We start from the raw sequence: 23,605 nt of genomic DNA on the forward strand, positions 1-23,605 counted from the left end.
ACCTCCTGTCAGGCCGTCCGCGACCGCGGCCCCGCCCGCGATCTTGCCTCCCTCACTCTACGAGCAGGTCACGGCAGCCGGACCAGCCCCCCGGACGGCGTCACCGCGGCCCGGACGCGCTGGTCGTGCGGCTCGGCGGGCAGGCGGGGCACCAGCTCGCCGTCGTACAGCAGCGCCACGGTCAGGATCGCCGGGCCGACCCGCGCCAGCGCCCGGTCGTAGGAGCCGCCGCCGCGCCCGAGGCGCAGGCCCGTCCGGTCGACGGCCACCGCGGGCACCAGCACGACGTCCGCGCTGGCCACGGCCCCGGGACCGCGCGGCGGCTCGGAGGGCTCCAGGCACCCGCGCGCCCCGGGGACGAGCGAGTCCGGCCCCTCGTAGGACGCCCAGTCGAGGTCGCCGTCCGGGAGCAGGCGGGGGAGCAGCACGTACGTGCCGCGCTTCCACAGCGCGAACAGCAGGCTGCGGGTGTCCGGTTCGGTGCCGATCGACACGTATGCCGCGACGGTCCCGGCCATCTCCAGTTCCGGGACCTCCAGCAGCGCGTCGCGGATCGGCCGCGCCGCCGCCGCGCGCTGTTCGGGCGGCATCGCCGCACGTCGGCCGAGCAGTTCGGCCCGCAGGCCGTTCTTCGAATCGATGTCGTGCACGCTGAGGTCCTCGCGGATGACTAGGGTCTGTACATGGCCGACTCTGCACCAGTGCTCAAGGCGGTCGTCCCCGCGGCCGGCCTCGGTACCCGATTCTTGCCCGCGACCAAGGCGACTCCCAAGGAAATGCTGCCGATCGTCGACAAACCGGCGATCCAGTACGTCGTCGAGGAAGCGGTGGACGCCGGACTCTCCGACGTCCTCATGGTCACCGGACGCAGCAAACGGTCGATCGAGGACCACTTCGACCGGGCGTACGAGCTGGAGGAGGCGCTCCGCGCGAAGGGCGACGACGAGCGCCTGGACGCCGTGCACGAGTCCAGCGACCTGGCGATCATGCACTACGTCCGGCAGGGCGAGCCCAAGGGCCTCGGGCACGCGGTGCACTGCGCCCGCCAGCACGTCGGCCACGAGCCGTTCGCGGTGCTGCTCGGCGACGACATGATCGACGCCCGCGACAAGCTGCTGCGGCGGATGATCGAGGTCCGCGCCCGGTACGGCGGCAGCGTGATCGCGCTGATGGAGGTCGAGCCCGACCAGGTCTCGGCGTACGGCTGCGCGGCCATCGAGGCGACCTCCGAGGAGGACGTCGTGCGCATCTCCGACCTCGTCGAGAAGCCCGCCGCCGAGGAGGCGCCGAGCAACTGGATCATCATCGGCCGGTACGTCTGCGACCCCGCGGTGTTCGACGTCCTGGAGAAGACCCCGCCGGGGCGCGGCGGCGAGATCCAGCTGACCGACGCGCTGCGCACCCTCGCCGACATGCCCGCCGACCAGGGCGGAGGCGTCTTCGGGGTGAAGTTCCGGGGCCGCCGCTACGACACCGGCAACAAGCTGGAGTACCTGCGGACGGTCGTCCAGTTCGCTGCGGAACGTCCTGATCTGGCGCCCGAGTTCCTCCCGTGGCTGCGCGAGTTCGTCCAGCGACAGGACGGCGTGGGCGGCGCGAAGAACCCGTGACGGCACGCCAGACTGGGGGCGTGGAGATGAGAACGGTCGACGAGCATCTGGCGGAGATCCTCGGCAGCGTCACGGAACTGCCGCCGCTCGACATGGCGCTGCTGGAGGCGCAGGGCGCGGTGCTCGCCGAGCCCGTGACCGCGCCGGTGCCGCTGCCGCCGTTCGACAACTCCGCGATGGACGGCTACGCCGTCGTCGCGGCCGACATCGCGGCGGCCACCGAGGCCGATCCGGTCGCGCTGCCCGTCGTCGGCGACATCGTCGCGGGCGACTCGGGCGTGGCGGCGATCCGGCCGGGGCTGACCGCCCGGATCATGACGGGCGCGCCGCTGCCGGCGGGCGCCGACGCGGTCGTCCCCGTCGAGTGGACGGACGGCGGCAACGCCACCGTCCGGATCTCGCGCGCCGCGCCGTCCGGCAACTACATCCGCCGCGCGGGGGAGGACGTCGTCGCCGGGCAGGTCGTCGCGGACGCCGGCATCCGGCTCACCGCGCCCCAGATCGGCATGATCGCGGCGGTGGGACGGGCCCGGGTGACGGTCCGCCCGAAGCCGCGCATCGTGGTCGTCGCCACCGGTGACGAACTGCGCGAGCCGGGCAGCGGTTCGCTCGCGCCCGGCCAGATCTGGGAGTCGAACAGCTTCATGCTCACCGCCGCCGTGGTCGAGGCGGGCGGGGTGGGCTACCGGCAGGCCACGGTGGAGGACGAGCCCGCCAAGGTCCTGGAGATGCTCCACGACCAGCTCGTGAGGGCCGACGCCGTGGTCACCACCGGCGGCGTCTCCATGGGCACCAGGGACGTCGTCAAGGAGGTCCTCACCGGTACGGGCACGGTGGGCTTCCACAAGGTGCGCATGCGTCCCGGCAAGCCGCAGGGGTTCGGCCTCCTCGAAAACACGCCGGTCTTCACGCTTCCGGGCAATCCGGTGAGCGCGTACGTCTCGTTCCAGGTGTTCGTGCGTCCCGCCCTGCTGGCGATGCAGGGGCTGCCTCCCGAACCGCTCCCGACCGTGAGGGCCGTCCTCGCCGAGGACGTCGCCTCGCCCGCCGGGCTCCGCCATTTCGTGCGCGGCAGGCTGACGTACGAGCAGGGCTACATCGTCACGGCCGCGGAGACGCAGGGCTCGCATCAGCTCGCCTCCCTCTCCTCCGCGAACGCGCTCATCGTCCTGCCGGAGGACGCGGAGGCCGTGCCGGCCGGTTCGCACGTCGAGGTGATGAGGTTGCCGTCGTGAATTCCACGGGTCCCGAGTTCACCCACCTGGACGACAAGGGATCGGCCCGCATGGTCGACGTGTCGTCGAAGGACGTCTCGGCGCGGACGGCGACGGCGACGGGCTTCGTCCGGCTCTCCGCCGAGTGCGTCGCCCTGCTGCGCGCGGGCGGCATCCCCAAGGGCGACGCCCTGTCCGTCGCCCGCGTCGCCGGGATCATGGGGGCCAAGCGCGTCCCCGACCTCGTCCCGCTGTGCCACCCGATCGCGCTGCACGGCGTCACCGTCGACCTGGAGGTCCGGGACGACGGCGTCGCGATCACCGCCGTCACCCGCACCGCCGACCGCACCGGCGTCGAGATGGAGGCGCTCACCTCCGTCGGCGTCGCCGCGCTCGCGCTGGTCGACATGGTCAAGGCCGTCGACCCCGCCGCGGTGATCACCGATGTGCGGGTCGAGGAGAAGACCGGCGGCAAGACCGGGGTGTGGCGCCGGTGATCAGGGCGATGGCGGTCACCGTGTCGAACCGGGCCGCCGCGGGCGTGTACGAGGACAGGTCCGGGCCCGTGCTGGTCGAGATGCTGGAGGACCTCGGCTGCCGCGTGGACGGCCCCGTCGTCATCCCGGACGGCGACGCGGTCGCGGACGTGCTGTGGGACGCGGTCGCCCAGGGCTACGACGTCGTCGTCACGTCCGGCGGGACCGGCCTCACCCCGACCGACGAGACCCCCGAGATGACCCGCCGGGTCCTCGAATGGGAGATCCCGGGCATCGCCGAGGCGATCCGGCTGGAGGGCCGCGAGAAGGTCCCCGCCGCGATCCTGTCCCGCGGCCTCGCCGGCGTCGCGGGCCGCACCCTCATCGTCAACCTGCCGGGCTCCACCGGCGGCGTCCGCGACGGCATGACCGTCCTCGGCCGCGTCCTGGCCCACGCCGTCGACCAGATCGCCGGCGGCGACCACCCGCGCCAGTAGGCGCCCGGGTGCCCGCCAGCGCCGGCGAAGGCTCAGCCGAGGGCAAGGACCCGCATGACGTGCCGTGCGGTGCGTCCGCCCTCCTGCTCCGCGACGCCGAGCGCGGTGCGCAGGTCGAGCTCGTCGAGGAGTGCCCGGGTCACCGCCGCCTCGGCCGCGGGGGAGGAGCGGCGGCGCCCGGCCGCCTGATGGAGGCGGTCCAGGTCGGCCGCGGCACGGTCGAGATCGCCGGGCGTGTAGTCCCATTCGTCCGCCCACGGCTCGGTGAGGAGCATGAGCCGGACGGCCGAGGCCGCGTGGTCGTGGATCAGGTCCGACACCAGCACCAGGTTGCCGGTGGACTTGGCCATCTTGACCCCGTCCCGGCAGACCATCCCGACGTGCAGCCAGGCCCGGGAGAACGGGCGCACCCCGGTCAGCGCCTCGGCCATCGCGGCCTCGTAGGCGTGGTGCGGGAAACGCAGGTCGGTGCCGCCGGAGTGCAGATCCAGAGCGGGGCCGAAGGTCGTCATGGCCATCGCGGTGCATTCGGCGTGCCAGCCGGGGCGTCCCGTGCCCCACGGGCTGGGCCAGGCGGGCTCACCCGATCGCGAGGGCCGCCAGACGGCGACGTCGAACGGGTGCTCCTTCGCGGGGTCGTCGGGCGCGTCACCGTATTCGGCCAGCAGGGCATGCGCCCGGTCGGCGTCGAGTCCGGCCCGCCGCGGGACGTCGGCGCCGCGGAAGTAGACCGCGCCGTCGCGGACGTAGGCGTGATCGGACGCGATGAGGCCCTGGGCGAGCGCGACCACCTCCACGACATGGTTGTGCGCGCGCGGCTGGTGATCGACGGGGTGGACGCCGAGGGCGTCGAGGTCGCGTTCGAAATAGAACTGCTGGACGGCGGCGAAGCTGTCGTACGGGCTGCCGGCGCGGTGCGCGGCCTGGTTCAGGACGTCGTCGACGTCGGTGACGTTGCGGCACACGCGCACGTCGCCACCCGCATGGCGCAGGACGCGGGCGGCCACGTCGGCCCAGACGAAGGTGCGGGCGTGCCCGAGATGGGTCGCGTCGTACGGGGTGATCCCGCAGACGTACATCCGGGCGGGTCCGACGACCGGGAGCCGGCGGCCGCCGATCTTCAGGGTGCGGTCCGGTGCGTTGCGCTCCATGAGTGCCCTCTTCGGTGTGGTCAAAGGCGCCGATCAGCGGCAACCGCCTCCAGCGCGGGCCGCCGCGGACGGGCTGCCGTGTGGGCACGGGCCAGCCGCTCAAGGCGGGCGGCGCGCAGGATCTTCGCGAGCTGCGGACGGACGCCGGTCAACGTGACCGTACCTCCCCGGCGGCGCGCCAGTCCTTCGGCGGCGGCGATCGCGGCCAGGCCTCGCGCGTCGCAGAAGGTCAGCGCCGACGTGTCGATCAGGACGTGCGGCCCCCGGTCGTCGATCAGCCGGGCCAGCTCGATCCCGAAATCGGCGGCGGTGGCGATGTCCAGTTCCCCCGCGATCGTGACACGTGTCGCGCCTGCGCCATCGTGCCTGCCCCGCGCTGTGAACTGCACAGGGGTGTTTTGTAGGACGGTGTGGGTGTTTGTTGTGGTTCCTCCATTGGACACCCTTCAAGACTCCGCTGCCGTCCGCTCGGTGGACAGGGACCAAGGTCCCGGTCGTCGCGTGCCAAAGTCCTGGTCAGCGGGAACACCGCCTAGAGCACATCAATCCCGCGCGGTAACGCGAAATGAACCGAGAGTGACGAGAAGGGGATCGCGATGTCCGAGACGATCGTCGTCGCCACCGACGGGTCCGAGGCGTCGGACCGCGCCCTCGACTGGGCCGCCGCGGACGCCGTCCTGCGCAGGCGCCCTCTGCACATCGTCCACGCCGTCGAGAGCTGGCCCTACAAGGCCCCGCTGTTCGCGCCACCGGAGATCGTCGAGCAGACGACCCAGGCGGGGCACGCGGTCCTCGTCGCCGCGGTCGAGCACGTGCACGAGCGGTGGCCGGACCTGGTGGCGACCACCGCGCTGGTCGCCGAGGAGACGTCCAAGGCCCTGCGGGAGCAGTCGGAGAACGCGTTCGAGCTGGTGCTGGGCAGCCGCGGCCGGGGCGGCTTCGCCAGCCTGCTGCTGGGATCGACGAGCCTGAAGATGGCCGGGCGCTCCGCCGTCCCGGTCGTGATCGTCCGTGGCGACGCCGCGGACCGCGGCGAGGTCATCGTGGGGATCGACCTGCTGCGGGACGTGGACCAGGTGCTCGACTACGCCTTCGACGCCGCCGCCGTCCACGGGGCCCGGCTCCGCGTCGTCCACGCCTGGCAGACGTTCGCGACCCTGATCGAGGCCGGCTACGTCATCGACGCCGAGCAGATCGAGCTGGACCTGCGCAACCAGCTCATCGCCGCCTACAGGCCCCTGCGGGACAAGTACCCCCACGTGGACGTCGTCGACGAGATCGTCCTGGAACACCCGGTCATCGCGCTGTCCAACGCCTCCCGCGACGCCCGCCTGCTGGTGGTCGGCGCCCACGACCGGTGGCCCCCACCGCAGCTCGGCTCGACGACCCACGGAGTCATCCACCACGCGGAGTGCCCCGTCGCGGTCATCCCGTCCCGCTGAGCCCGCCGCCGGCCAGGAGCCCGTGCGGACGAGTACGCCGAATCTTTTCCCGCGAGGTGTCGAACGGCGCCGGACCCGTTCGTAGCGAGGGTGAGAGACCGGCACCGGCCGGTCGCCGCACACCGGAGGCCCCGCGATGTCGGTCACCCCGCCGCTCCACGAGAGCACCGCGACCACCACCCCCAGAGCCGGACGGCGCGAATGGGCCGCGCTGGCCGTGCTCGGCCTGCCCACGTTCCTGGTCTCGATGGACTTCTCCGTTCTGTACCTGGCCGTCCCGCACCTGACCGCGGGGCTCGCCCCGAGCGGCGTCCAGCAACTGTGGATCGTCGACATCTACGGCTTCCTGATAGCGGGCTTCCTGGTCACCATGGGCACCCTCGGTGACCGGATCGGCCGCAAGAGGCTGTTGCTCGCCGGCGGCGCCCTGTTCGGCATCGCCTCCGTGGCGGCGGCGTTCTCCACCAGCCCGGAGATGCTCATCGCGAGCCGCGCGCTGCTCGGCGTGGCCGGTGCCGCGGTCATGCCGTCGGTGCTGGCCCTGGTCACCGGCATGTTCACCGACCAGCGGCAGCGCAGCCGCGCCCTCGCCGTCTATCTGACCTGTTTCATGGGCGGGATGACCCTCGGTCCCCTCGTGGGCGGCGTGCTGCTGGAGTTCTTCTGGTGGGGCTCGGTGTTCCTGGTCGCCGTGCCCGGGATCGTGCTGCTGCTGGTGTTCGGTCCCTTCCTGCTTCCCGACCAGCGTGCACCGCGGTCCGGCAGGCTCGACCCGCTCAGCGTCGTGCTGTCCCTGGCGGCGATCCTGCCGTTCGTCTACGGGCTCAAGGAACTGGCCGCCCACGGCTGGGCGCGGACGCCCGCGGTCGCGCTGACGGTCGGCATCGCGGTGGCGGTGGTGTTCGTCCGGCGGCAGCGGCGCCTGCCCCATCCGCTGCTCGACCTGAGCATGTTCGGCGACCGGACGTTCAGCTCCGCGCTGGGCCTGTTCTTCGTGACCGCCATGGTGGGCACCGGAACGCTCCTGCTCGTCACGCTGTACCTGCAGAACGTCGCCGGCCTCACCCCTCTCAAGGCCGGTCTGCTCCTGCTGGTGCCCAACGTGCTGATGATCATCGGCAACCTGGTCACCCCGTCGCTGGCGAATCGCGTCCGCCCGGCGTACCTGATCGCGGGCGGGCTGCTCGTGGCCGGTGTCGGCTACACGCTCTTCGTGCTGGCCGACTCGGCGTCCGGCCCGGAAACGGTCTTCATCGCGATGTGCGTCGTCATGCTCGGCACGGCGCCGCTGGCCGCGCTCTGCAACCACCTCGCCATGGGCGCGGTGCCGGCGGACAGGGCCGGCTCCGGGGCGTCGATCGTGCAGACGACCACCGAGTTCGGCCTCGGGCTCGGCATCGCCACCCTCGGCACGCTCGGAACCGCGGTGTACCGGGGCGGCGTGGAGGACGCGCTCGGCACGCTGCCGCCCCACGTGGCGGACGCCGCCCGGGAGAGCGTCGACCGCGCGGTCGGCGCGGCCGGCCGGCTGCCCGCCGGGCAGAGCGAGGACCTGCTGGCCGCGGCCCGCGACGCGTTCACGTCCGGTGTGCATGTGGTCGGCCTGGTCAGTGCCGTCATCTACGCCGTCCTCGCCGTCCTCGCCGTGTGGGCGTTCAGGCACGTGCGGGACGCGTCCGGCGGCGGTGACGGCATCCCGGAGGACGGGGACACCGCGACGGACCTCCCGGAGATCGTCCCGGCTTCCGGCACGGGGGCGGCCGGCATGGAAAGGTGCTGATGGTGGCGCACGCGGCCGGTTGATGGAGTCGAGGAGTTGATCGTGATGAAGTACCTGATCGCCGTCCAGTTCGACGAGAGCGCGCCGGAGCCCCCGGAGGAGGAGATGCGCGCGCAGATGGCCCGGACGTCCAAGGTCACCGAGGAGATGCAGGCGGCGGGCTCGTGGGTGTTCGTGGGGGGCCTGCTGCCCTCGGACGCGACCACCGTGGTGCGTCCGGGCAACGGGACGACCACGATGACCGACGGCCCGTTCGCCGAGACCAAGGAGCAGCTCGGCGGGTTCTGGGTGATCGAGTGCGACGACCTGGACCAGGCGCTGGCCTGGGCCGAGAAATGCGCGCTGGCCTGCGGCGAACCGGTCGAGGTGCGGCCCTTCATGGACGCGCAGTGGGCCTGAGAACGGATGATCTGGACGCCATCTACCGGGCGGAGTACGGGCGGTGCGTCGCGACGCTGACGCGCGTCCTCGGTGACATCGGGCTGGCCGAGGAGGCGGTGCAGGACGCGTTCGCCACCGCCGTCCAGAAGTGGGAGGAGCCGCCGCCCAACCCCGGCGCCTGGATCGTGACCACCGCCCGGAACCGGGCGATCGACCGGCTGCGCCGGGAGTCGACCAGGGAGGCCCGCCATGCGCAGGCGCTGCTGCTGCACCAGCCCGACGAGCCGAAGGAGGTGGGACCGGTGCGCGACGACCAGCTCCGGATGATGTTCACCTGCTGCCACCCGGCGCTGTCGCCGCTCGCGCAGACCGCGCTCACCCTGCGGCTGCTGGGCGGGCTGGAGGTGCCGGAGATCGCGCGGGCCTACCTGGTGCCCGAGGCGACGGTGTCCCAGCGGATCGTCCGGGCGAAGAAGAAGATCCGCGACGCCCGCATCCCCTACCGGGTGCCCGCCGCCGCCGACCTCCCCGACCGGCTGGCCTCGGTGCTGACCGTGCTCTACCTGATCTTCAACGAGGGCTATGCCTCGACGTCGGGGGAGCTGCTGCGCACGGACCTGTGCCTGGAGTCGGTCCGGCTGGCCAGGGAGCTGGCCGAGCTGATGCCCGACGAGCCGGAGGCGATCGGCCTGCTGGCGCTGCTGCTGCTCACCGAGGCGCGGCGGCCGGCACGGGTGGGGCCCTCGGGCGAGCTGGTGGTGCTGGCCGAGCAGGACCGGTCGCGCTGGAACCGGGAGCTGATCGCCGAGGGCCACGAGCTGGTGCGGCGGTGCCTGCGGCGGGGGCGGCCGGGGCCGTACCAGTTGCAGGCCGCGATCAACGCCGTGCACACCGACGGCCCGGCGACCGACTGGACGCAGGTGCTGGCGCTGTACGACCAGCTGCTGCGGCATTCCCCGACACCGGTCGTGGCGCTCAACCGCGCGGTCGCCGTCGCCGAGGTGCACGGACCGGACGCGGCGCTCGCCATCGTCGACGACCTGGACCTGCCCGGCTACCACCTGCTGCCCGCCACCCGCGCGGACCTCCTCGCCCGCCTCGGCCGTACCGCCGAGGCCGTCGCCGCCTACGACGAGGCCATCGCCCTGGCCACCAACGACACCGAGCGGATCTTCCTGGAGACGCGACGAGCACGCCTTGCCCAGGACGCCTGAATCAGGACGGCCCGATCAGTTGGTGATCGAGGCGCGGAACCGGTAGCGGTCGCCCCGGTAGACCTGGACGGTCAGCTCTATCGGGCGCTCCGCCTGGTTGAAGGTCAGCTGGGTCGCGACGAGCATCGGCATGGTGTCGCCGATCTTGAACAGCTCGATCTCCCGCGGCGTCGGATGGCGGGCCTCGACCTCGTAGTCGGCGACGCGCGGCAGCTGCGGTGGGTCCGCCGCGCGGAGGGTCGCGTACAGCGAGGCGCTGTTGAAGTCGGTCCCGGCCAGGGCCGGGCAGGCCGCCAGCGGGAGCCGGTTGTGTTCGAGCACGACCAGCAGGTCGTCGAGGAAGCGGAGCCGGTGGAGGTCGAAGAGGTCGGCACCGGGGGCGATGCGGAGCTGCTCGGCCTCCGACACCGTCGCCGGGCGCACCGTGGCGGACAGGACCTCGCTGCGCGCCGTCAGGCCGTTGGCCTGCGCGTAGTCGGCGAAGCCCTGGACCTGCGGGGCCGTCACGGTGGGCGCCGCCGCCTGCTCGGGGACCTGGAGCTCGGCGACGAACCAGCCGCGTGACGAGGCCGGACGCACGATGCCCCGGGACTCCAGTTCGGCGAGGGCGGCCCGCAGCGTCACCCGCGAGACGGAGTACCGGGCCGCGAGCGCCCGCTCGGACGGCAGCCGGTCACCGGCGCGCGCGGCGGTGGCCCGCAGGTCTTCGAGCAACTGCGCGGCCGTGCGCTCGTACAGGGGGAGCGCGTCGTCGGCGAACAGGCCGCGGGGCAGCGGCGTCTGCTCAACAGTCATACCAGAAGCATACCGGTTGAGCTGATCGTCCAGTTCGGGCCGCCGCGTGCTCTGCCCCTTCTGGCCTGCGCCGTCGCTACCGGGGTCGAACCAAAGAATGCCGGATCTAGGCCATTGACAAACCAAACGCATACCACTTACGTTCCGGATAGACCATCCGGCGAGGACGGGGGGAGCACCACCGTGAGCGGACTTCCCCTCGATCCCGTCCGGCGCCACGGTGACGGCCCGGCGGTGCCGCGGACGCGCGCCCGCGGCGGCCGGCGCCGTTGAGATCCACCCACGCGAGGAGGAACCCGACCTTCATGGATCGAACCCTGGGGTACGCAGCCGGCGAACTCGACGACCGCGGAGCGGGCCGGACGGCCCGCGAGATCGCGCAACAGCCCGCCCTGTGGCGCGAGGTGGCCAAGACGGTCTCGGCGCTGGGCGGGAAGCGCGACGCCTTCCTGCGTCCGCTGCTCGATCGCCGTGACGTGCGCATCGTGCTGGCCGGTGCGGGGACGTCCGCGTACGCCGGCGAGCTCCTGGCGCCGGCGCTCGGCCGCCGCCTCGGCCGCCGCGTCGAGGCCGTCGCCAGCACGGAGCTGGTGGCCGACCCGCACGGCTGCCTCGCGGAGGACGTGCCGACGCTGCTGGTCTCGTTCTCCCGCTCGGGGGACAGCCCCGAAGCCGTCGCCGCGACCCGACTCGCGGACCGGCTCCTGACCGAGTGCCACCATCTCGTCGTCACCTGCAACCCGGACGGTCTGCTCTACCAGGAGCACGCCGGCGCGGAGTCCTCGATGGTGCTGCGCATGCCGGCCGCGGCCAACGACCAGGGCTTCGCCATGACGTCGAGCTTCACGTGCATGGTGCTCGGCGTCCTGCTCGTACTCGGCGACGGCACGGCCGACGAGGCCGTCCACCGGCTCGCCACCGCCGCCGAACGCGCGCTGCCCGCCATCGCCGAACGAGCCCGGTCGCTGGCCGCGGCGGGCTACGAGCGCTTCGTCTATCTCGGGAGCGGCCCACTGCGGGGCCTCGCGCAGGAGTCGGCGCTCAAGCTGCTGGAGCTGGCCGCCGGTGACGTGGTGACCCACGCCGAGTCGCCCCTGGCCTTCCGGCACGGCCCCAAGGCCGTGCTGAACGATCGGACGCTGGCCGTGGTCTACGTGTCCAACGACGCCTACACCCGGCGCTACGACCTCGACCTGGTGGAGGAGCTCCGCCGGTCGCTCGCGCCGGACGGCGTCCTCGCCCTGACCGCCCAGGACGGCGAGCCCGGGGAGGACCTCTGGCGCCTCCCAGGACTGGACGGCTTGGACGATGCCCTGGTAGCGCTCTGCTATGCCCTGTTCGCGCAGGTTATCGCGTTGCACACCTCCCTCCGTCTAGGACACCGACCCGACAACCCGTTCCCCGCACAGGAGGTCAACCGTGTCGTGCAAGGCGTCACCATCCACCCGCTCGGCTGAGCCGCCGCGGGCGGCCATCGCGCCCGGAGCCGGGGCGTGACCATGTTCCTCGGAGTCGACGGGGGCGGGACGAAGACCGCCTTCAGCCTGGTCACCGGGAACGGGGAGATCACCGCGCAGGTGGAAGGCCCGTCCACCGACTACTTCTCGGTGGGCATCGACCTGGTCGGCCGCGTTCTGCGGGACGGTGTCGCGGACGTCTGCGCCAAGGCCGGCATCGCGTCCGGGGACGTCCGGCACGCGTTCTTCGGCCTCCCGACCTACGGCGAGGTCAGCGGCGACATCGCCACCCTCAACGCGTCCGCCCGCGATGCCCTCGGGCACGACCGCTTCGCCTGCGGCAACGACATGGTCTGCAGCTGGGCGGGCTCCCTCGGCTGCGAGGACGGGATCAACGTCGTCAGCGGCACCGGTTCCATCACCTACGGCGAGCGCGACGGCCGCCGCGTCCGCGTCGGCGGCTGGGGCGAGCTGTTCGGCGACGAGGGGTCCGCCTACTGGATCGGCATCCGCGGGCTCAGCTGCTTCTCCAAGATGAGCGACGGCCGCCTGCCCGCCGGCCCCCTGCACGCGCTGATCAAGGAGCACCTGGACCTCGACGAGGATCTCGACCTGGTCGACGTGGTGCTCAACCGCTGGCAGGGGAGCCGGAGCAAGATCGCAGCCCTCAGCAGGCTGGTCGTCACCGCGGCCGACCAGGGAGACCGCCACGGGGCCGGCATCCTCACCGAGGCCGCGCGGGAACTGGCCGAGACCGTTGACACCGCGCGCACGCACCTCGGGTTCCCGCCGGGCCGGCCGGTGCCCGTCTCCTACTCCGGCGGAGTGTTCAACGCCGGCCCGTCGATCCTGGACGCCTTCCACCGCGAACTCGGCGAGCGGTACGCCGCCTTCGAGCTGCGCGACCCCCTCTTCCCACCCGACATCGGCGCCGCGATCTATGCCGCGAAGCTGAGCGCCGACCCGCTGAGCCACGACGCGCTCCAGCGCCTGCAAACCGCATCCAGCACGTCGTAGGGAGAAGACGATGAAGAACGACAGAAGCTGGGTCATCTACGCCGCGCTGCTCGTGGCCTTCTGGGGCACGTGGGGCGCTCTCTCCAACCTGCCGACGAAGTGGTACGACTACCCGGACGAGATGATCTACATCGTCTGGGCGCTGACGATGCTCATCCCGACCTACTTCGGGCTGCGCGGCGTCACCTTCGACCGCCGGCCCGTCGCGGCCGGCTACGGCCTGGTCATCGGGCTGACCGGCGCCGGCGGCCAGCTGCTGCTCTTCCACGCGCTCACCGTCGGCCCCGCCTACCTGATCTTCCCGATCATCGCGCTGTCCCCGGCCATCACCGCGCTGATGGCCATCGCGTTCCTCCGGGAACGGCTCACCACGCTCTCGGCGATCGGGCTCGTCGCCGCCCTGGCGGCCCTCCTGCTGTTCAACATCTCGGACGGCGACGGCGACGCCTCCACGGGCCCCTGGCTGATCTACGCGATCGGCATCTTCGTCGCCTGGGGCGTCCAGGCCTTCTACATGAAGAAGGCCGCCACGGTCGGCGTCAACGACGGAACGACCTTCGCCTACATGACCATCAGCGGACTGCTGCTGATCCCCGTCGCGATCGTCATGATGGGCGGGCTCCCCGGCGACTTCACCTGGAAGGCCCCCACCCTCACCGCCGCGACACAGATACTCAACGCGATCGGTGCGCTGTTCCTCGTCATGGCGCTGAGCCGCGGGAAGGCGACGATCGTGGCGCCCTCGACGAACGCCCTGTCCCCGGTGCTCACCGTCATCCTGTCCCTGGCGATCTACCAGACGGTCCCATCGGTCTACGCCGTCATCGGCATCGTCCTCGCGATCGGCGGCTCGACCCTGATGATCTACACCGACGAGCAGAAGGGCGCGGCCGCGCCGGCGGCCGAGCCCGAGGGGAGCCTGACATGAAGCGGCGCACCGTACTGAAGATCGCCCTCGGAGGCGCCGGAGCGACCGCCCTCCCCGCCGGGGTCATGACCGCCACCCCCGCGAGCGCCGCCGACGTCGTCGGGGTAGGCGACACCACCATCACCCTGGAGTTCGACGACGAGCTGCGCAGCCGGGTGGCCCTGAAGGACGTCGGCATCACGCGCTTCGACGCCGGTGAAGCCCTCCTCCTGCAAGGCGGGGCCATCGAGGCGTTCGCCTACCGCGGACACCGGACCCGCAAGACCCGGCACCCCCGGCACGGCGCGGGCGTCCACGTGACCATCCACGGCGACGCCGACAATGGCGTGCGGAAGACGGTCGAGCTGACCTCCTTCAAGCGCCTGCCCGGAATGATCCTGATGAAGGTGACCTACACCAACCGGTCGCGTACCGCGCTGAAGGTCACCGGATGGCGCAACGGAGCCCACGAACTCATCGAGAAACCCGGCGGCTTCTACACCTTCTCCGGCACCACCCACGAGGACCGCCGCGACTGGGTGCAACCAATGAAGGACGACTTCTTCCAGGAGAACTCCCTGGGAATGGACTCATCCGACTACGGCGGCGGAACACCCCTCGCAACCGTCTGGCGCCGCGGCGCGGGCCTCTCTGTCGGCCACGTCGAACCCGTAGCGAGAATCCTGAGCATGCCCGTCCGCAGAACAACCCGCGGAGCGAGCATCGCCATCAAAGCCGAAACCGACCGCACCCTGAAACCGGGCCGGCACCTGACCACGGAAACCACATTCCTGACGGCAGCCCCGGGCGACCACTTCGTGCCCCTCCAACGCTACCGCGACTACATGGGCGACATTTCCCTGCGCGCCCCCGACGCCCCCGACTCGGCCTTCGAGCCCATCTGGTGCGCTTGGGGCTACGAGCGCGACTTCACCGTCGACCAAGTCATCGGGACACTTCCCAAAGTGCGCGAGGTCGGCCTCCACTGGGCCGTCCTCGACGACGGCTGGCAGACCAACGAAGGCGACTGGGACCTCAACCCCCAAAAGTTCCCGCAAGGCGAACCGGACATGCGAGCCTTCACCAAGCAGATCCGGGACGCGGGCCTGCGCCCCCGCCTCTGGTGGGCCCCACTGGCGGCGGACCCCGGAAGCAATCTGTTCACCGAACACCCCGACATGCTCCTGCTGGACCGCGACGGCAACAAGCAAGAAGTGACCTGGTGGGACGCCTACACGCTGTGCCCCGCCTACCAGCCGACCGTCGACTACTTCGTCCGCCAAGCCAAGAAATTCATCGGCGACTGGGGCTACGAAGGCCTCAAAATCGACGGCCAGCACCTCAACGGCGTCACCCCCTGCTACAACCCGGCCCACCGGCACGCCCGGCCCGAAGAATCGACCGAAGGCGTGGCCCGCTTCTGGAAGGCGATCTACGAAGCCGCACATCAGGCGAACCCGAACGCCCTCATCGAACTGTGCCCCTGCGGCACGGCCTTCGCCTTCCACAACCTGCCGTACGTCGACCAGTACCCGGCGTCGGACCCGGAGTCGTCCTACCAGGTCCGGACCAAGGGCAAGACGATGAAGGCCCTGATGGGGCCGGGCAGCAGCTACGCCGGCGACCACGTCGAACTCTCCGACGGAGGCGACGACTTCGCCTCCAGCTACGGCGTAGGAGCCGTCCTGTCGACCAAGTTCACCTACCCGCAGGACACCCCGGACGATCCAAACGCGCTAACCCCCGAACGGGAAGCCCTCTGGCGCAAATGGATCGCCCTCTACAAGAACAACATGCTCCCCACCGGCATCTACAGGGGCGACCTATACGACATAGGCTTCGACAAGCCCGAAGCACACGTAATCGCCAAGGGCAGGACCCTCCACTACGCCTTCTACGCCCCCCAATGGAACGGCACAATAGAACTACGAGGCCTGGGAAACGCCCGCTACCACCTAACCGACCCCTTCACCGGCAAGTCACTAGGCACAGCAGACGCCCGGAACAACAGGGTGAAACTAACCTTCAACCAGTTCCAACTCCTAACCGCCACCCCAACCCCCTGACACCGCACAACCAAGACGCAGCGGGCGGGATGACCATTCCATTCCCGCCCGCCGCGCCCCACCGCCTCAGCAAGGCAAACGCCGCAACTCACGCCTTCGAGGATCGCTCCCACCGAAACAGGTGGCTACCAATGCCGCTTGACGGTCCCCTTGGTGGCGACACGCGCCTTGGTAAGAGTGCGCAGCTTCGCCCGCCGGCTGCGCCGCTGCAGCCTGCTTTCGACCCAGTCCCCCAGCGGTAGACCAGGTTCCTTCCGCCACGTCTTCGGCCGCCGACGCGCCAGCCGCTCCTCGGCCTCCTCGGCCCTGTCGCGGTCGAGCGTGCCGGTAGCATCCCGAAGAACCCGCTGGAGACGATGCCGGTTGGCGCGATTAGGAAACCGCTTGTTCAGCCGTACCGCATTCCTGGACGTCTCGTCGTTCTCCGCGTAGGCATTGCGGCGGTCTGACGAGGCTCAAACCAGTTGAGGGATGACCAGTCCCCAGACCACGACCATCATCCAGCCGAGCGCGGCTCCGGCGATCGCCAACCCGATGCCGGGCTGGCCGGAGCGGCGCACCCGCGCCCACGCCACGTGCCCGAGAAGGATCGCCGGGATAGAGGTGACGCCGCAAGTGATCGGTCCGAACAGTCCGAGCACCAGTGCCCGGATCGCAGCATGGTTATGGGACGTCCAGGCGCCTGGGATGCCGTGGATGAACGAGGGCGGCCAGACGGGTCCGTAACCCTCAGAGCGCGGCCGCGCTTCTCGGCTGGCGGCCTCCCGGTACCACCATTCAGCCTCGGCGAACCGCCGCTCACCCTCAAGCACCGCCGCGTAGTCGCGCGTCGCGTCCGGGTCACCGCCCAACGCGGCCTCCTGCCGCGGCTCCAAGCGTCCCACCACAGCGTTCCCCTCATAAAGCCTCACGCCAGGCTGACGGGGCAAGCAATGATCAACCCCGAGCGGTCGAGCCAGATCACGGATGTGAATGCGAGGGCCAACGAGGTCCGTTCCTCGACCGGGGGATTGCCGAGCAGCCTCCGGCACACCCAGATCGTAGGGTCGATGGTGCTGGACTTCTGCAGCTCGAGATCGGTGAGCAGCGCACCGACCTCCAACCACCCGTCCACCAGGTACGCGCGTCGAGGTGTTCGGTGGCAATAGCAACGAACCGGGGGAGTGCGCTGATCGATATGCGCGCGAGCCGCTTTGTGACGCTGTGGGGGGGTTGCGGCAAACGGCGGCGGGTGCCTTTGCGGCGTCAGATGCGGCCGGTCTCGTGGGCCCACATGGCGACCTCGACGCGGTTTCGGGCGCCGAGCTTTCGCATGAGGCTGGCGAGGTGGGCTTTGACGGTGCTTGGGGTGATATGGAGCTCGCTGGCGATCTCATTGTTGGTGCGGCCTTGGGCTACAGGCACGAGGACTTCCTCCTCGCGGGCGGTGAGCGGTTCTATCGGCTGCCTCGGTGGTGGGGTCTGTGCGTGGGCGAACGCTGCGAGTAGTCGGACAGTCACGCTGGGTGCGATCAGTGCGTCTCCGTCGGCGGCGGCGTGGATGGCCTGGGTCAGCAGGGCGGGTCCGGCGTCCTTGAGTAGGAACCCGCGGGCGCCGGCTTTGAGCGCCCCGTGGACATAATCGTCGAGGTCGAAGGTGGTGATGACCACGATCGGCAGGGGATCGGTGACGTCGGGGCCGGCGAGGCGTCGGGTGGCTTCGATGCCGTCCATCAGCGGCATTCGGATGTCGAACAGGCCGACGTCGGGGCGCAGCTGGAGCGCCAGGCGGACTGCCTCGCGTCCGTCGGCGGCCGCGCCGACCACTTCGATGTCGGGTTGGGCGTCGAGCAGCATGGTCAGCCCGGTGCGCACGATGGGCTGGTCGTCGGCGATGAGGACCCTGATGCTCATCGTGGTGTCCCGGTTCGAGGCAGGACCGCCTCTACCCGCCAGCCCCGCTCGGCGGTGGGGCCTGCGTGGAAGGTGCCGCCGAGCAGTGAGGCGCGTTCCCGCATGCCCACCAGGCCGTAGCCTGCTGGGGCGCGGCCGCCGGCGGCGGAGCCGTCGTCGTCGATGGTCAGCCGTACCTGGTCGGCGTCGCCTGTGACGGCGACGGTGACCTGGGTCGCGTGACGGGCGTGCCGTCGAGCGTTGGTGATGGACTCCTGGGCCAGGCGGTAGATCGCGGCCCCGACCGCCGGGCTGAGGTCGTCGAACTCTCCGAATAGCGTCACCTTGACGCAGGGACGCGTCCGGCCATCGGTGGCGAGCTGCTCGACCTCGGCCACGCCGGGCTGCGGCGCGAACTCGGTGTCCTGTGTGGCGCGGAGCACGCCGACGATGGCGCGCAGCTCGGTGAGGGTGCGGGTCGCTGCGTCCTCGATGACGGCCAGGGCCTCGATGGCACGCTCGGGGTGGGAGGCCGCGACGGCACGTCCTGCTTGGGCCTGGATGGCGATGCCCGAGACGTGGTGGGCGACGGTGTCGTGGAGTTCACGAGCGAGCTGTTCGCGTTCGCGGGCCTTGGCGTGGTCGATGTCGCGGATGCGGATCTTCGTGCGATAGCGGATCGCGGTGCCGAGCGCGGCGGCGGACAGGAAGAACGCGTATCCCGCGACCACCTCCGCCAGGCTGGTGGGGTCGGCGCCGAGGGTGGTGATGACAGCCAGCCAGAGCACGATGACGCCGAGGCCGCTTGCGGCTTCCCGGCCAGAGCCCCACCGGAACAAGGCGTAGGCCAGGATCAGCACCGCGATGCTGCTGTTCAGCAGGGCGCCTTGCGACCCGGTGAGGATTCTGACGATGTCGACGATCGTCAACGTGCCGAAGGAGACCGCAACCGCGACGAGCGGGTGCGTGCGTCGCCACAGCAGGGGGCCGAGGACCGCGAGCACCGCGAGTAGCAGCAGCGGGCGTGGCGCCAGGTCCTGGCGAAGCACCGCTTCCACCACCGACCAGCAGATCAGTACTGCGACCAAGGCCCAGTCCCGCGGCCCCAGCTCCGGGGCATTCATGGGTCGAGGTTCGGCCCACAGCGAGCGGAGTGCGTTGGTGGCCATCTGATCAGCCTAGGCAGCCCGCGTGCTCGGTGTATTCGCCGAAAGTACAAGAGCCCGGCTGTGCCAACGGCCAGGTCGAATAAGGCTCCGCGGCTGATGTGCCCGCCGCCGGCGTCCGTGAAGGTGAAAGCACCCACCCGATCAAGCCAGGGAGCATTGTGATGAGAACGCCTCAATCCCACGCCGCACCAGGGAATCCGCCGTCCCCGAGCACGCTGGAAGATCTGCGCATGCCCGTGCAGGCCAAGCTCGCAGCGGCATGGACCAGCTTCATGTTCCTCTACATCTACGTCGACTACCTCGCCCTGTACAAGCCCGGCTTCCTCGACGACCTCCTGGCCGGCAGCGTCCACGAGTTCGACACCGGCCCGACCTTCGTCGCCATCGCGCTCACGCTCATGGCCATCCCGATCCTCATGATCCTGCTCTCCGCGACACTGCCCGCCGGTGTCAACCGCACCATCAACCTCGTCGTCGCAACGCTCTACATCCCCGTCTCGATGTTCAACGCGGCAGGGGAGACCTGGACCTACTCCTACTTCTACGGCCTGTCCATCGGACTCGAGGTGCTGCTCCTGGCCTTCATCCTGCGCTCCGCCTGGACCTGGCCACGCCGCATCGCATCACCGGCGACCCTGGCAGCCGGCCTCGACAGCGAGCCACCCCGCAGGCCGCAGCAGGCATGACCGCCCGCCCCGCACCCGACCATCCTTCGCTCGCGCCACCCGCGGGCACAATCCATTCAGCGAAGATCAAGCCAGCTCAACCCCACAGGTCACGCCCCACCCTGAATGGACACAATTCGGGGCCAGTTCCGGTCTGTCGGGTCTTGGGCCTATGCCCGGGCACCTACTACGGCCACGAATGCCGACCGCCTCGACCCGGAACCCGCCGAGATGCCGTGTTGACCGAGCGGATCCAATTCGTCCACCAAGCCAACTACGGCGTCTCCGGTGCTCGCCGGGTGCACCAGCAGGTACGTCGGCAGGGCCGGCAAGTGACGCGGTGCACGATGGGACGGCTGATGCGCCAGCAGGTTTGAAACGCGCGCGCCGTGGAGTTAAGCGCCGCACTACGGTGCCAGATGAGACGGCACCGCGGCCGCCGGGCCTGGTCAACCGGCCATTCGTCGCGGATCGGCACGACCGCGCGATTCCGGCAGACGATCCCGATGCCCGGGGTCTCGCGCAGCCACACGGTGAAGGCATCGGACCCGCGGTCGGGCAGGACATCGACTCGCCAGCGGGCCTCGGCGTCGATCGACGCTGTTGCGTAGGAGCGGGAGCGCCGCAGAGAGAAATCGTCTGCGCCCAGCACCCGCGGGATCGCCACCGTTGGAACAGGGGCCGTATCGCAGTGTGCCGCGACGCCGGCACACCCAGAGCCGAGAGCACACGGGAACCAGCCCGACTCGCCACTCTCGCGCCACCGCCCCGACCCGCACAGGCAGCCGGGCAGTTCGCCGCTTATAACGCTCCAGCACCCCGGCCACCTGTTCCGGGAAGGCCGCCGAGAGTACCGCCAGCTGCGCCGGGCGGGGCGGCGTACCTACGCAACCGGCCGATCGCCAGGCAGACCGGCAGACCGGCCACGGTACGCCTGCACTACGCAGGGACGTGGACGGTCTCGCGTCGAATGGGAGGCGGACGCAGGTGCGTCTCCGGTAACGACCTCGTGTCCGAGGTGAGGGCTACGTCACGAAGCCGTGACCGCGGCGGTGCGGCCGGGGTGTGACGTTTGGGTGGTCGCGCGTGCCATCTGGTGTCGGGTGGGCTTGGTGGCGATGTGGTGGCAAATGATTAGAGGCCGGTTTGGGATTTCTCCTGAACCGGCCTCTTGCCTGGGATGTCTCGGTGGAGCTGAGGGGATTTGAACCCCTGACCCCCTCGATGCGAACGAGGTGCGCTACCGGACTGCGCTACAGCCCCGAGGACTCCGTAAGGTTAGCAAACATCGTGGGGTGCTCGCGCATCCGTTATTCGCCGACGGCGCGGCGGTCGTCGGCGTACTGGTCGAAGACCTCGTCGGGGGCGGGGAGCTCGATGACCTCGGCGGCTTCGGTGGCCTCGGCGGCGCGGCGGGCCTGGTCGGCGCGGGCGCGGGCCGCGGCGCGGGCCCGTGCGGCGGCGGCCTGGCGGCGGGCGGTGTCCATGCCGACGGCCACGCGGAGCAGGGCGAGGTGGCCCGCCAGCAGCAGGGCCGGGGGCGCGGTGATCCACCAGGGCGCGACGCCGGACGCGGCGACGGCGACGGCGGTGAGGACCAGGGCCGTGAGGCCCGTGGTGCGGCGGCGGCGCCGGGCGATCACGGTGGCGCGGCTCACCGGGCGGCGGGGCTCCGGGGCCTCCTCTTCCTCGTCGTCCTCGGCGACGGACTCGTCGGGACGCTTGTGGAGGAGACGGGAGATGCCGGTCGCCTCGGTGTCGCGGCGCAGCCACATGGGTACGAGGACGACGGCCCAGACGGCGACGATCGCGAGATAGAGGACGGCGCTGCTCATCGGCCCCACCGCCCCAGGGCACGCTCAGGAGGCGGGCCGACTTTCGGCGCGCGAACGTGCAATGGGAGCAGGGTCACGCCCCGCACGGTACGAGGGGGTGTCAGAGGTTGACGAGCATAAGGGGCGGTGTGTCGCGAGATCGATCTCGCCGTTACTCTCCGTTTGCCGGGCCTTCTCGAACGGAGGATTCTTACGGCCGGAAAGTCACGTCCGGCTCAGGTGTGCCGGGGAAATGCCTGTTTACGGTCGGCGAGCCAGCGGGCGCGCAGGCCGCCGGGGACGTCCTCGACGGTGAGGGCATAGCAGATGTGGTCGCGCCAGGCGCCGTCGATGTGCAGATGGCGGCGCCGAATTCCCTCTTCCCGGAATCCGAGCTTTTCGACGACGCGGCGGGACGCGGTGTTCTCCGGGCGGATATTCGCCTCCAGCCGGTGCAGGCCGACGGTGAAGAAACAGTGGTCGACGGCGAGGGCGACCGCGGTGGGAATGACGCCGCGTCCGGCGACGCGCTTGTCGACCCAGTAGCCGATCTGGGCGGAACGGGCCGAGCCCCAGACGATCGCGCCGATGGTGAGCTGGCCGGCGAAGTCGTCCTCGTGGGTGACGACCCACGGCAGCGCGAGGCCCTGGCGGGCCTCGCGGCGCATCGTGTGCACCATGCTGAGGTACGGACCGAGGCCGCTGCGGAACAGCGGGGTCTCGGGGTTCGTCGGCTCCCAGGGGCGGAGCCAGTCGGCGTTGCGGACCCGCAGCTCGCGCCAGACGGCGGCGTCGCGATGCCGCAGCGGGCGCAGCCCGACAGGGCCTTCGGTCAGGGTGACCGGCCATCCCCGCAAACGTTCCACGGTTCCATGATTCCCTGGTCGGACGTGTGGACGCCATTGATTGCCACCGAGAATTCGGGCACGCGGGACGTCCTCAGATGCGGCGGCCCTTTCTCATCACCCAGGAAACGCTCAGGTCGTCGTCGAGAACGACCAGGTCAGCGTCCTTGCCGGGGTCCAGGGAGCCGATCCGGGAGTCGAGGCCGAGCGCGCGTGCCGGGGTGAGGGACGCCGCTTCGGCGGCGCGCTCGATCGGCAGGCCGGCCTCGGTCACGGCCTGGCGGAACGCGTCGGCCATGGTGATGCTGCTGCCGGCGATGGACGTCCCGCCGGCGAGGGTGGCGCGGCCGCCGCGGACCTCGACGTCCATGACGCCGAGGCGGTAGTCGCCGTCGCCCATCCCGGCGGCGGCCATCGCGTCGGTGATCAGCGCGACGCGGGGCGTGGCGGCGAACGCGAGGCGGGCGACGGCGGGTTCCACATGGACGCCGTCGTTGATCAGCTCGACGGTGACCCGGGGGTCGGTGAGCGCGGCGGCGACGGGCCCTCCCTCACGGTGGTGCAGCGGGCGCATCGCGTTGAACAGGTGCGTCGCGACGCGGGCGCCGGCGTCGAACGCGGCCCGCGCCGTCGCGCCGGGGCCGTCGGTGTGGCCGACGGCGGCGATCACGCCGGCGTCCGCGGCGGCCCGGACGAGGTCGAGCGCGCCGGGCAGCTCGGGCGCGAGGGTGATCATGCGGACATGCCCGCGGCCGACCCGGACGAGCCGGCCGAACTCGGCGGGGTCCGGGGGGCGCAGCAGCGCCGGGTCGTGGGCGCCGCAGCGGTCGCGGGACAGGTAGGGGCCTTCGAGGTGGACGCCCGCGATGACGCCGTCGGCGGCGAGGTCGGCGAGCCCGGCGACGGCGGAGGCCAGCTCGTCCGGGGTTCCGGTGACCAGGCTCGCCATGGTGGTGGTCGTCCCGTGCGCGAGGTGGAACTCGGCGGCCCGGCGGGCCTCGGCGGGGTTCTGGTAGGACGCGCCCGCACCGCCATGGACGTGCATGTCCACGAAGCCGGGGACGACGTACCGGCCGCCGAGGTCGAGCACGTCGCCCGGTCCGGGCGCGGCCGCGATCGTCCCGCCGGCGATGTGGAGGGCGCCGTGCCGGACGCCGTCCGGCAGGACGACCCGGGCGTTGGCCAGGGAGGCGACGGGCATGGGATCCTCTCGCTGCGCGCATATGATCGATG

At 71.1% G+C, this 23,605-nt stretch carries 25 protein-coding genes and 1 tRNA gene; 14 read left to right on the forward strand and 12 right to left on the reverse strand.

Annotation, left to right across the window (positions count from 1 at the left end):
- Positions 1–68: 68 nt before the first annotated feature.
- On the reverse strand, positions 69–650 hold the full coding sequence (locus BM339_RS34595; protein ID WP_021594942.1) for a 5-formyltetrahydrofolate cyclo-ligase: 582 nt from the start codon (positions 648–650) through the stop codon (positions 69–71).
- Positions 651–683: 33 nt separating this feature from the next.
- On the opposite strand from BM339_RS34595, the gene galU reads away from it, so the two are divergent.
- The 4 genes from galU to BM339_RS34615 are packed head-to-tail and all read left to right on the forward strand — an operon-like array spanning position 684 to position 3,797.
- Entirely contained in the window at positions 684–1,610 is a 927-nt protein-coding gene (gene galU, locus BM339_RS34600; protein ID WP_075023600.1) for a UTP--glucose-1-phosphate uridylyltransferase GalU, read from the forward strand.
- Between the two features lie 26 nt (positions 1,611–1,636).
- Positions 1,637–2,845, forward strand: a complete 1,209-nt coding sequence (gene glp / locus BM339_RS34605; RefSeq protein ID WP_075023601.1) for a molybdotransferase-like divisome protein Glp — start codon at positions 1,637–1,639, stop codon at positions 2,843–2,845.
- Positions 2,842–3,321: a cyclic pyranopterin monophosphate synthase MoaC gene (gene moaC / locus BM339_RS34610; RefSeq protein ID WP_021594939.1), complete on the forward strand. Its 480-nt coding sequence runs from the start codon at positions 2,842–2,844 to the stop codon at positions 3,319–3,321. Before glp ends, moaC begins: the two co-directional genes overlap by 4 nt.
- A gap of 8 nt (positions 3,322–3,329) precedes the next feature.
- The gene (locus BM339_RS34615) at positions 3,330–3,797 is read left to right on the forward strand and encodes a MogA/MoaB family molybdenum cofactor biosynthesis protein (protein ID WP_033331257.1); all 468 of its coding nucleotides are present in this window, start codon (positions 3,330–3,332) and stop codon (positions 3,795–3,797) included.
- Between the two features lie 32 nt (positions 3,798–3,829).
- On the opposite strand, the gene BM339_RS34620 is transcribed toward BM339_RS34615, so the two are convergent.
- Both BM339_RS34620 and BM339_RS34625 read right to left on the reverse strand, forming a co-directional pair.
- Positions 3,830–4,948 (reverse strand): class I tRNA ligase family protein, encoded by a 1,119-nt coding sequence (locus tag BM339_RS34620; protein ID WP_075023602.1) that lies wholly within the window; start codon positions 4,946–4,948, stop codon positions 3,830–3,832.
- 20 nt (positions 4,949–4,968) lie between these two features.
- On the reverse strand, positions 4,969–5,337 hold the full coding sequence (locus BM339_RS34625) for an STAS domain-containing protein (protein WP_075023603.1): 369 nt from the start codon (positions 5,335–5,337) through the stop codon (positions 4,969–4,971).
- Positions 5,338–5,544: 207 nt separating this feature from the next.
- Between BM339_RS34625 and BM339_RS34630 the strand changes: the two genes are divergently transcribed.
- From BM339_RS34630 to BM339_RS34645, 4 genes are all read left to right on the forward strand, one after another.
- Positions 5,545–6,390 carry a universal stress protein gene (locus BM339_RS34630; RefSeq protein ID WP_075023604.1) on the forward strand — a complete coding sequence of 282 codons (846 nt, stop codon included), beginning with the start codon at positions 5,545–5,547 and terminating at the stop codon, positions 6,388–6,390.
- 136 nt (positions 6,391–6,526) lie between these two features.
- On the forward strand, positions 6,527–8,170 hold the full coding sequence (locus BM339_RS34635; RefSeq protein ID WP_075023605.1) for an MFS transporter: 1,644 nt from the start codon (positions 6,527–6,529) through the stop codon (positions 8,168–8,170).
- Between the two features lie 45 nt (positions 8,171–8,215).
- Positions 8,216–8,569: a YciI family protein gene (locus BM339_RS34640; RefSeq protein ID WP_235206384.1), complete on the forward strand. Its 354-nt coding sequence runs from the start codon at positions 8,216–8,218 to the stop codon at positions 8,567–8,569.
- Positions 8,560–9,765, forward strand: a complete 1,206-nt coding sequence (locus BM339_RS34645) for an RNA polymerase sigma factor (RefSeq protein ID WP_244938724.1) — start codon at positions 8,560–8,562, stop codon at positions 9,763–9,765. The genes BM339_RS34640 and BM339_RS34645 overlap by 10 nt, the downstream gene beginning before the upstream one ends.
- Positions 9,766–9,780: 15 nt before the next feature.
- On the opposite strand, the gene BM339_RS34650 is transcribed toward BM339_RS34645, so the two are convergent.
- The gene (locus BM339_RS34650; RefSeq protein ID WP_021594931.1) at positions 9,781–10,560 is read right to left on the reverse strand and encodes a GntR family transcriptional regulator; all 780 of its coding nucleotides are present in this window, start codon (positions 10,558–10,560) and stop codon (positions 9,781–9,783) included.
- A 305-nt stretch (positions 10,561–10,865) separates the two neighbouring features.
- Between BM339_RS34650 and BM339_RS34655 the strand changes: the two genes are divergently transcribed.
- From BM339_RS34655 to BM339_RS34670, 4 genes are read left to right on the forward strand one after another with little or no spacing between them, the layout of a single operon-like run.
- A complete protein-coding gene (locus tag BM339_RS34655) occupies positions 10,866–12,017 on the forward strand; it encodes an SIS domain-containing protein (RefSeq protein WP_075023606.1) in 1,152 nt (383 codons plus the stop codon).
- A gap of 42 nt (positions 12,018–12,059) precedes the next feature.
- Positions 12,060–13,034, forward strand: a complete 975-nt coding sequence (locus BM339_RS34660; RefSeq protein WP_075023661.1) for a BadF/BadG/BcrA/BcrD ATPase family protein — start codon at positions 12,060–12,062, stop codon at positions 13,032–13,034.
- Positions 13,035–13,044: 10 nt separating this feature from the next.
- Positions 13,045–13,962 (forward strand): EamA family transporter, encoded by a 918-nt coding sequence (locus BM339_RS34665; protein ID WP_075023607.1) that lies wholly within the window; start codon positions 13,045–13,047, stop codon positions 13,960–13,962.
- Positions 13,959–16,007 carry a glycoside hydrolase family 36 protein gene (locus BM339_RS34670; protein ID WP_075023608.1) on the forward strand — a complete coding sequence of 683 codons (2,049 nt, stop codon included), beginning with the start codon at positions 13,959–13,961 and terminating at the stop codon, positions 16,005–16,007. The genes BM339_RS34665 and BM339_RS34670 overlap by 4 nt, the downstream gene beginning before the upstream one ends.
- Positions 16,008–16,462: 455 nt before the next feature.
- Here the strand turns inward: BM339_RS34670 and BM339_RS48085 are convergent, their stop codons facing one another.
- The 4 genes from BM339_RS48085 to BM339_RS34690 all read right to left on the reverse strand — a co-directional run bounded on the left by BM339_RS48085 (position 16,463) and on the right by BM339_RS34690 (position 19,003).
- Positions 16,463–16,858, reverse strand: coding sequence for a DUF4190 domain-containing protein (locus BM339_RS48085; RefSeq protein ID WP_177287853.1), 396 nt, complete (start codon positions 16,856–16,858; stop codon positions 16,463–16,465).
- 56 nt (positions 16,859–16,914) lie between these two features.
- Positions 16,915–17,109 (reverse strand): hypothetical protein, encoded by a 195-nt coding sequence (locus tag BM339_RS49080; protein ID WP_143118727.1) that lies wholly within the window; start codon positions 17,107–17,109, stop codon positions 16,915–16,917.
- A 143-nt stretch (positions 17,110–17,252) separates the two neighbouring features.
- Positions 17,253–17,900 (reverse strand): response regulator, encoded by a 648-nt coding sequence (locus BM339_RS34685; protein WP_075023611.1) that lies wholly within the window; start codon positions 17,898–17,900, stop codon positions 17,253–17,255.
- Positions 17,897–19,003 (reverse strand): sensor histidine kinase, encoded by a 1,107-nt coding sequence (locus BM339_RS34690; protein ID WP_256255593.1) that lies wholly within the window; start codon positions 19,001–19,003, stop codon positions 17,897–17,899. The genes BM339_RS34685 and BM339_RS34690 overlap by 4 nt, the downstream gene beginning before the upstream one ends.
- Before the next feature lie 275 nt (positions 19,004–19,278).
- Between BM339_RS34690 and BM339_RS34695 the strand changes: the two genes are divergently transcribed.
- Both BM339_RS34695 and BM339_RS52735 read left to right on the forward strand, forming a co-directional pair.
- Positions 19,279–19,734 (forward strand): DUF6326 family protein, encoded by a 456-nt coding sequence (locus BM339_RS34695; RefSeq protein ID WP_218163829.1) that lies wholly within the window; start codon positions 19,279–19,281, stop codon positions 19,732–19,734.
- On the forward strand, positions 19,731–20,090 hold the full coding sequence (locus BM339_RS52735) for an IS3 family transposase (protein ID WP_143118728.1): 360 nt from the start codon (positions 19,731–19,733) through the stop codon (positions 20,088–20,090). The genes BM339_RS34695 and BM339_RS52735 overlap by 4 nt, the downstream gene beginning before the upstream one ends.
- Before the next feature lie 812 nt (positions 20,091–20,902).
- On the opposite strand, the gene BM339_RS34705 is transcribed toward BM339_RS52735, so the two are convergent.
- From BM339_RS34705 to nagA, 4 genes are all read right to left on the reverse strand, one after another.
- Positions 20,903–20,976, reverse strand: a tRNA-Ala gene (locus BM339_RS34705).
- A 47-nt stretch (positions 20,977–21,023) separates the two neighbouring features.
- Positions 21,024–21,548, reverse strand: coding sequence for a divisome protein SepX/GlpR (gene sepX / locus BM339_RS34710; RefSeq protein ID WP_024934990.1), 525 nt, complete (start codon positions 21,546–21,548; stop codon positions 21,024–21,026).
- Positions 21,549–21,763: 215 nt separating this feature from the next.
- Positions 21,764–22,393, reverse strand: a complete 630-nt coding sequence (locus BM339_RS34715) for a GNAT family N-acetyltransferase (protein ID WP_024934991.1) — start codon at positions 22,391–22,393, stop codon at positions 21,764–21,766.
- 73 nt (positions 22,394–22,466) lie between these two features.
- Positions 22,467–23,573 (reverse strand): N-acetylglucosamine-6-phosphate deacetylase, encoded by a 1,107-nt coding sequence (nagA, locus tag BM339_RS34720; RefSeq protein WP_075023614.1) that lies wholly within the window; start codon positions 23,571–23,573, stop codon positions 22,467–22,469.
- Between the last annotated feature and the right edge of the window lie 32 nt (positions 23,574–23,605).

The sequence above is a fragment of the Actinomadura madurae genome, from assembly GCF_900115095.1.
Taxonomy (GTDB): domain Bacteria; phylum Actinomycetota; class Actinomycetes; order Streptosporangiales; family Streptosporangiaceae; genus Spirillospora; species Spirillospora madurae.

What these genes read in the sequence shown, in the direction of transcription:
- glp (WP_075023601.1), top strand. Translation starts at nt 1,637, where the DNA reads ATGAGAACGGTCGACGAGCATCTGGCGGAGATCCTCGGCAGCGTCACG.
- BM339_RS34670 (WP_075023608.1), top strand. Translation starts at nt 13,959, where the DNA reads ATGAAGCGGCGCACCGTACTGAAGATCGCCCTCGGAGGCGCCGGAGCG.
- BM339_RS34640 (WP_235206384.1), top strand. Translation starts at nt 8,216, where the DNA reads ATGAAGTACCTGATCGCCGTCCAGTTCGACGAGAGCGCGCCGGAGCCC.
- BM339_RS34685 (WP_075023611.1), bottom strand. Translation starts at nt 17,900, where the DNA reads ATGAGCATCAGGGTCCTCATCGCCGACGACCAGCCCATCGTGCGCACC.
- BM339_RS34690 (WP_256255593.1), bottom strand. Translation starts at nt 19,003, where the DNA reads ATGAATGCCCCGGAGCTGGGGCCGCGGGACTGGGCCTTGGTCGCAGTA.
- galU (WP_075023600.1), top strand. Translation starts at nt 684, where the DNA reads ATGGCCGACTCTGCACCAGTGCTCAAGGCGGTCGTCCCCGCGGCCGGC.
- sepX (WP_024934990.1), bottom strand. Translation starts at nt 21,548, where the DNA reads ATGAGCAGCGCCGTCCTCTATCTCGCGATCGTCGCCGTCTGGGCCGTC.
- BM339_RS34660 (WP_075023661.1), top strand. Translation starts at nt 12,060, where the DNA reads ATGTTCCTCGGAGTCGACGGGGGCGGGACGAAGACCGCCTTCAGCCTG.
- BM339_RS34615 (WP_033331257.1), top strand. Translation starts at nt 3,330, where the DNA reads ATGGCGGTCACCGTGTCGAACCGGGCCGCCGCGGGCGTGTACGAGGAC.
- nagA (WP_075023614.1), bottom strand. Translation starts at nt 23,573, where the DNA reads ATGCCCGTCGCCTCCCTGGCCAACGCCCGGGTCGTCCTGCCGGACGGC.
- BM339_RS34695 (WP_218163829.1), top strand. Translation starts at nt 19,279, where the DNA reads ATGCCCGTGCAGGCCAAGCTCGCAGCGGCATGGACCAGCTTCATGTTC.
- BM339_RS34650 (WP_021594931.1), bottom strand. Translation starts at nt 10,560, where the DNA reads ATGACTGTTGAGCAGACGCCGCTGCCCCGCGGCCTGTTCGCCGACGAC.
- BM339_RS34655 (WP_075023606.1), top strand. Translation starts at nt 10,866, where the DNA reads ATGGATCGAACCCTGGGGTACGCAGCCGGCGAACTCGACGACCGCGGA.
- BM339_RS34635 (WP_075023605.1), top strand. Translation starts at nt 6,527, where the DNA reads ATGTCGGTCACCCCGCCGCTCCACGAGAGCACCGCGACCACCACCCCC.
- BM339_RS34620 (WP_075023602.1), bottom strand. Translation starts at nt 4,948, where the DNA reads ATGGAGCGCAACGCACCGGACCGCACCCTGAAGATCGGCGGCCGCCGG.
- BM339_RS34665 (WP_075023607.1), top strand. Translation starts at nt 13,045, where the DNA reads ATGAAGAACGACAGAAGCTGGGTCATCTACGCCGCGCTGCTCGTGGCC.
- BM339_RS52735 (WP_143118728.1), top strand. Translation starts at nt 19,731, where the DNA reads ATGACCGCCCGCCCCGCACCCGACCATCCTTCGCTCGCGCCACCCGCG.
- BM339_RS34630 (WP_075023604.1), top strand. Translation starts at nt 5,545, where the DNA reads ATGTCCGAGACGATCGTCGTCGCCACCGACGGGTCCGAGGCGTCGGAC.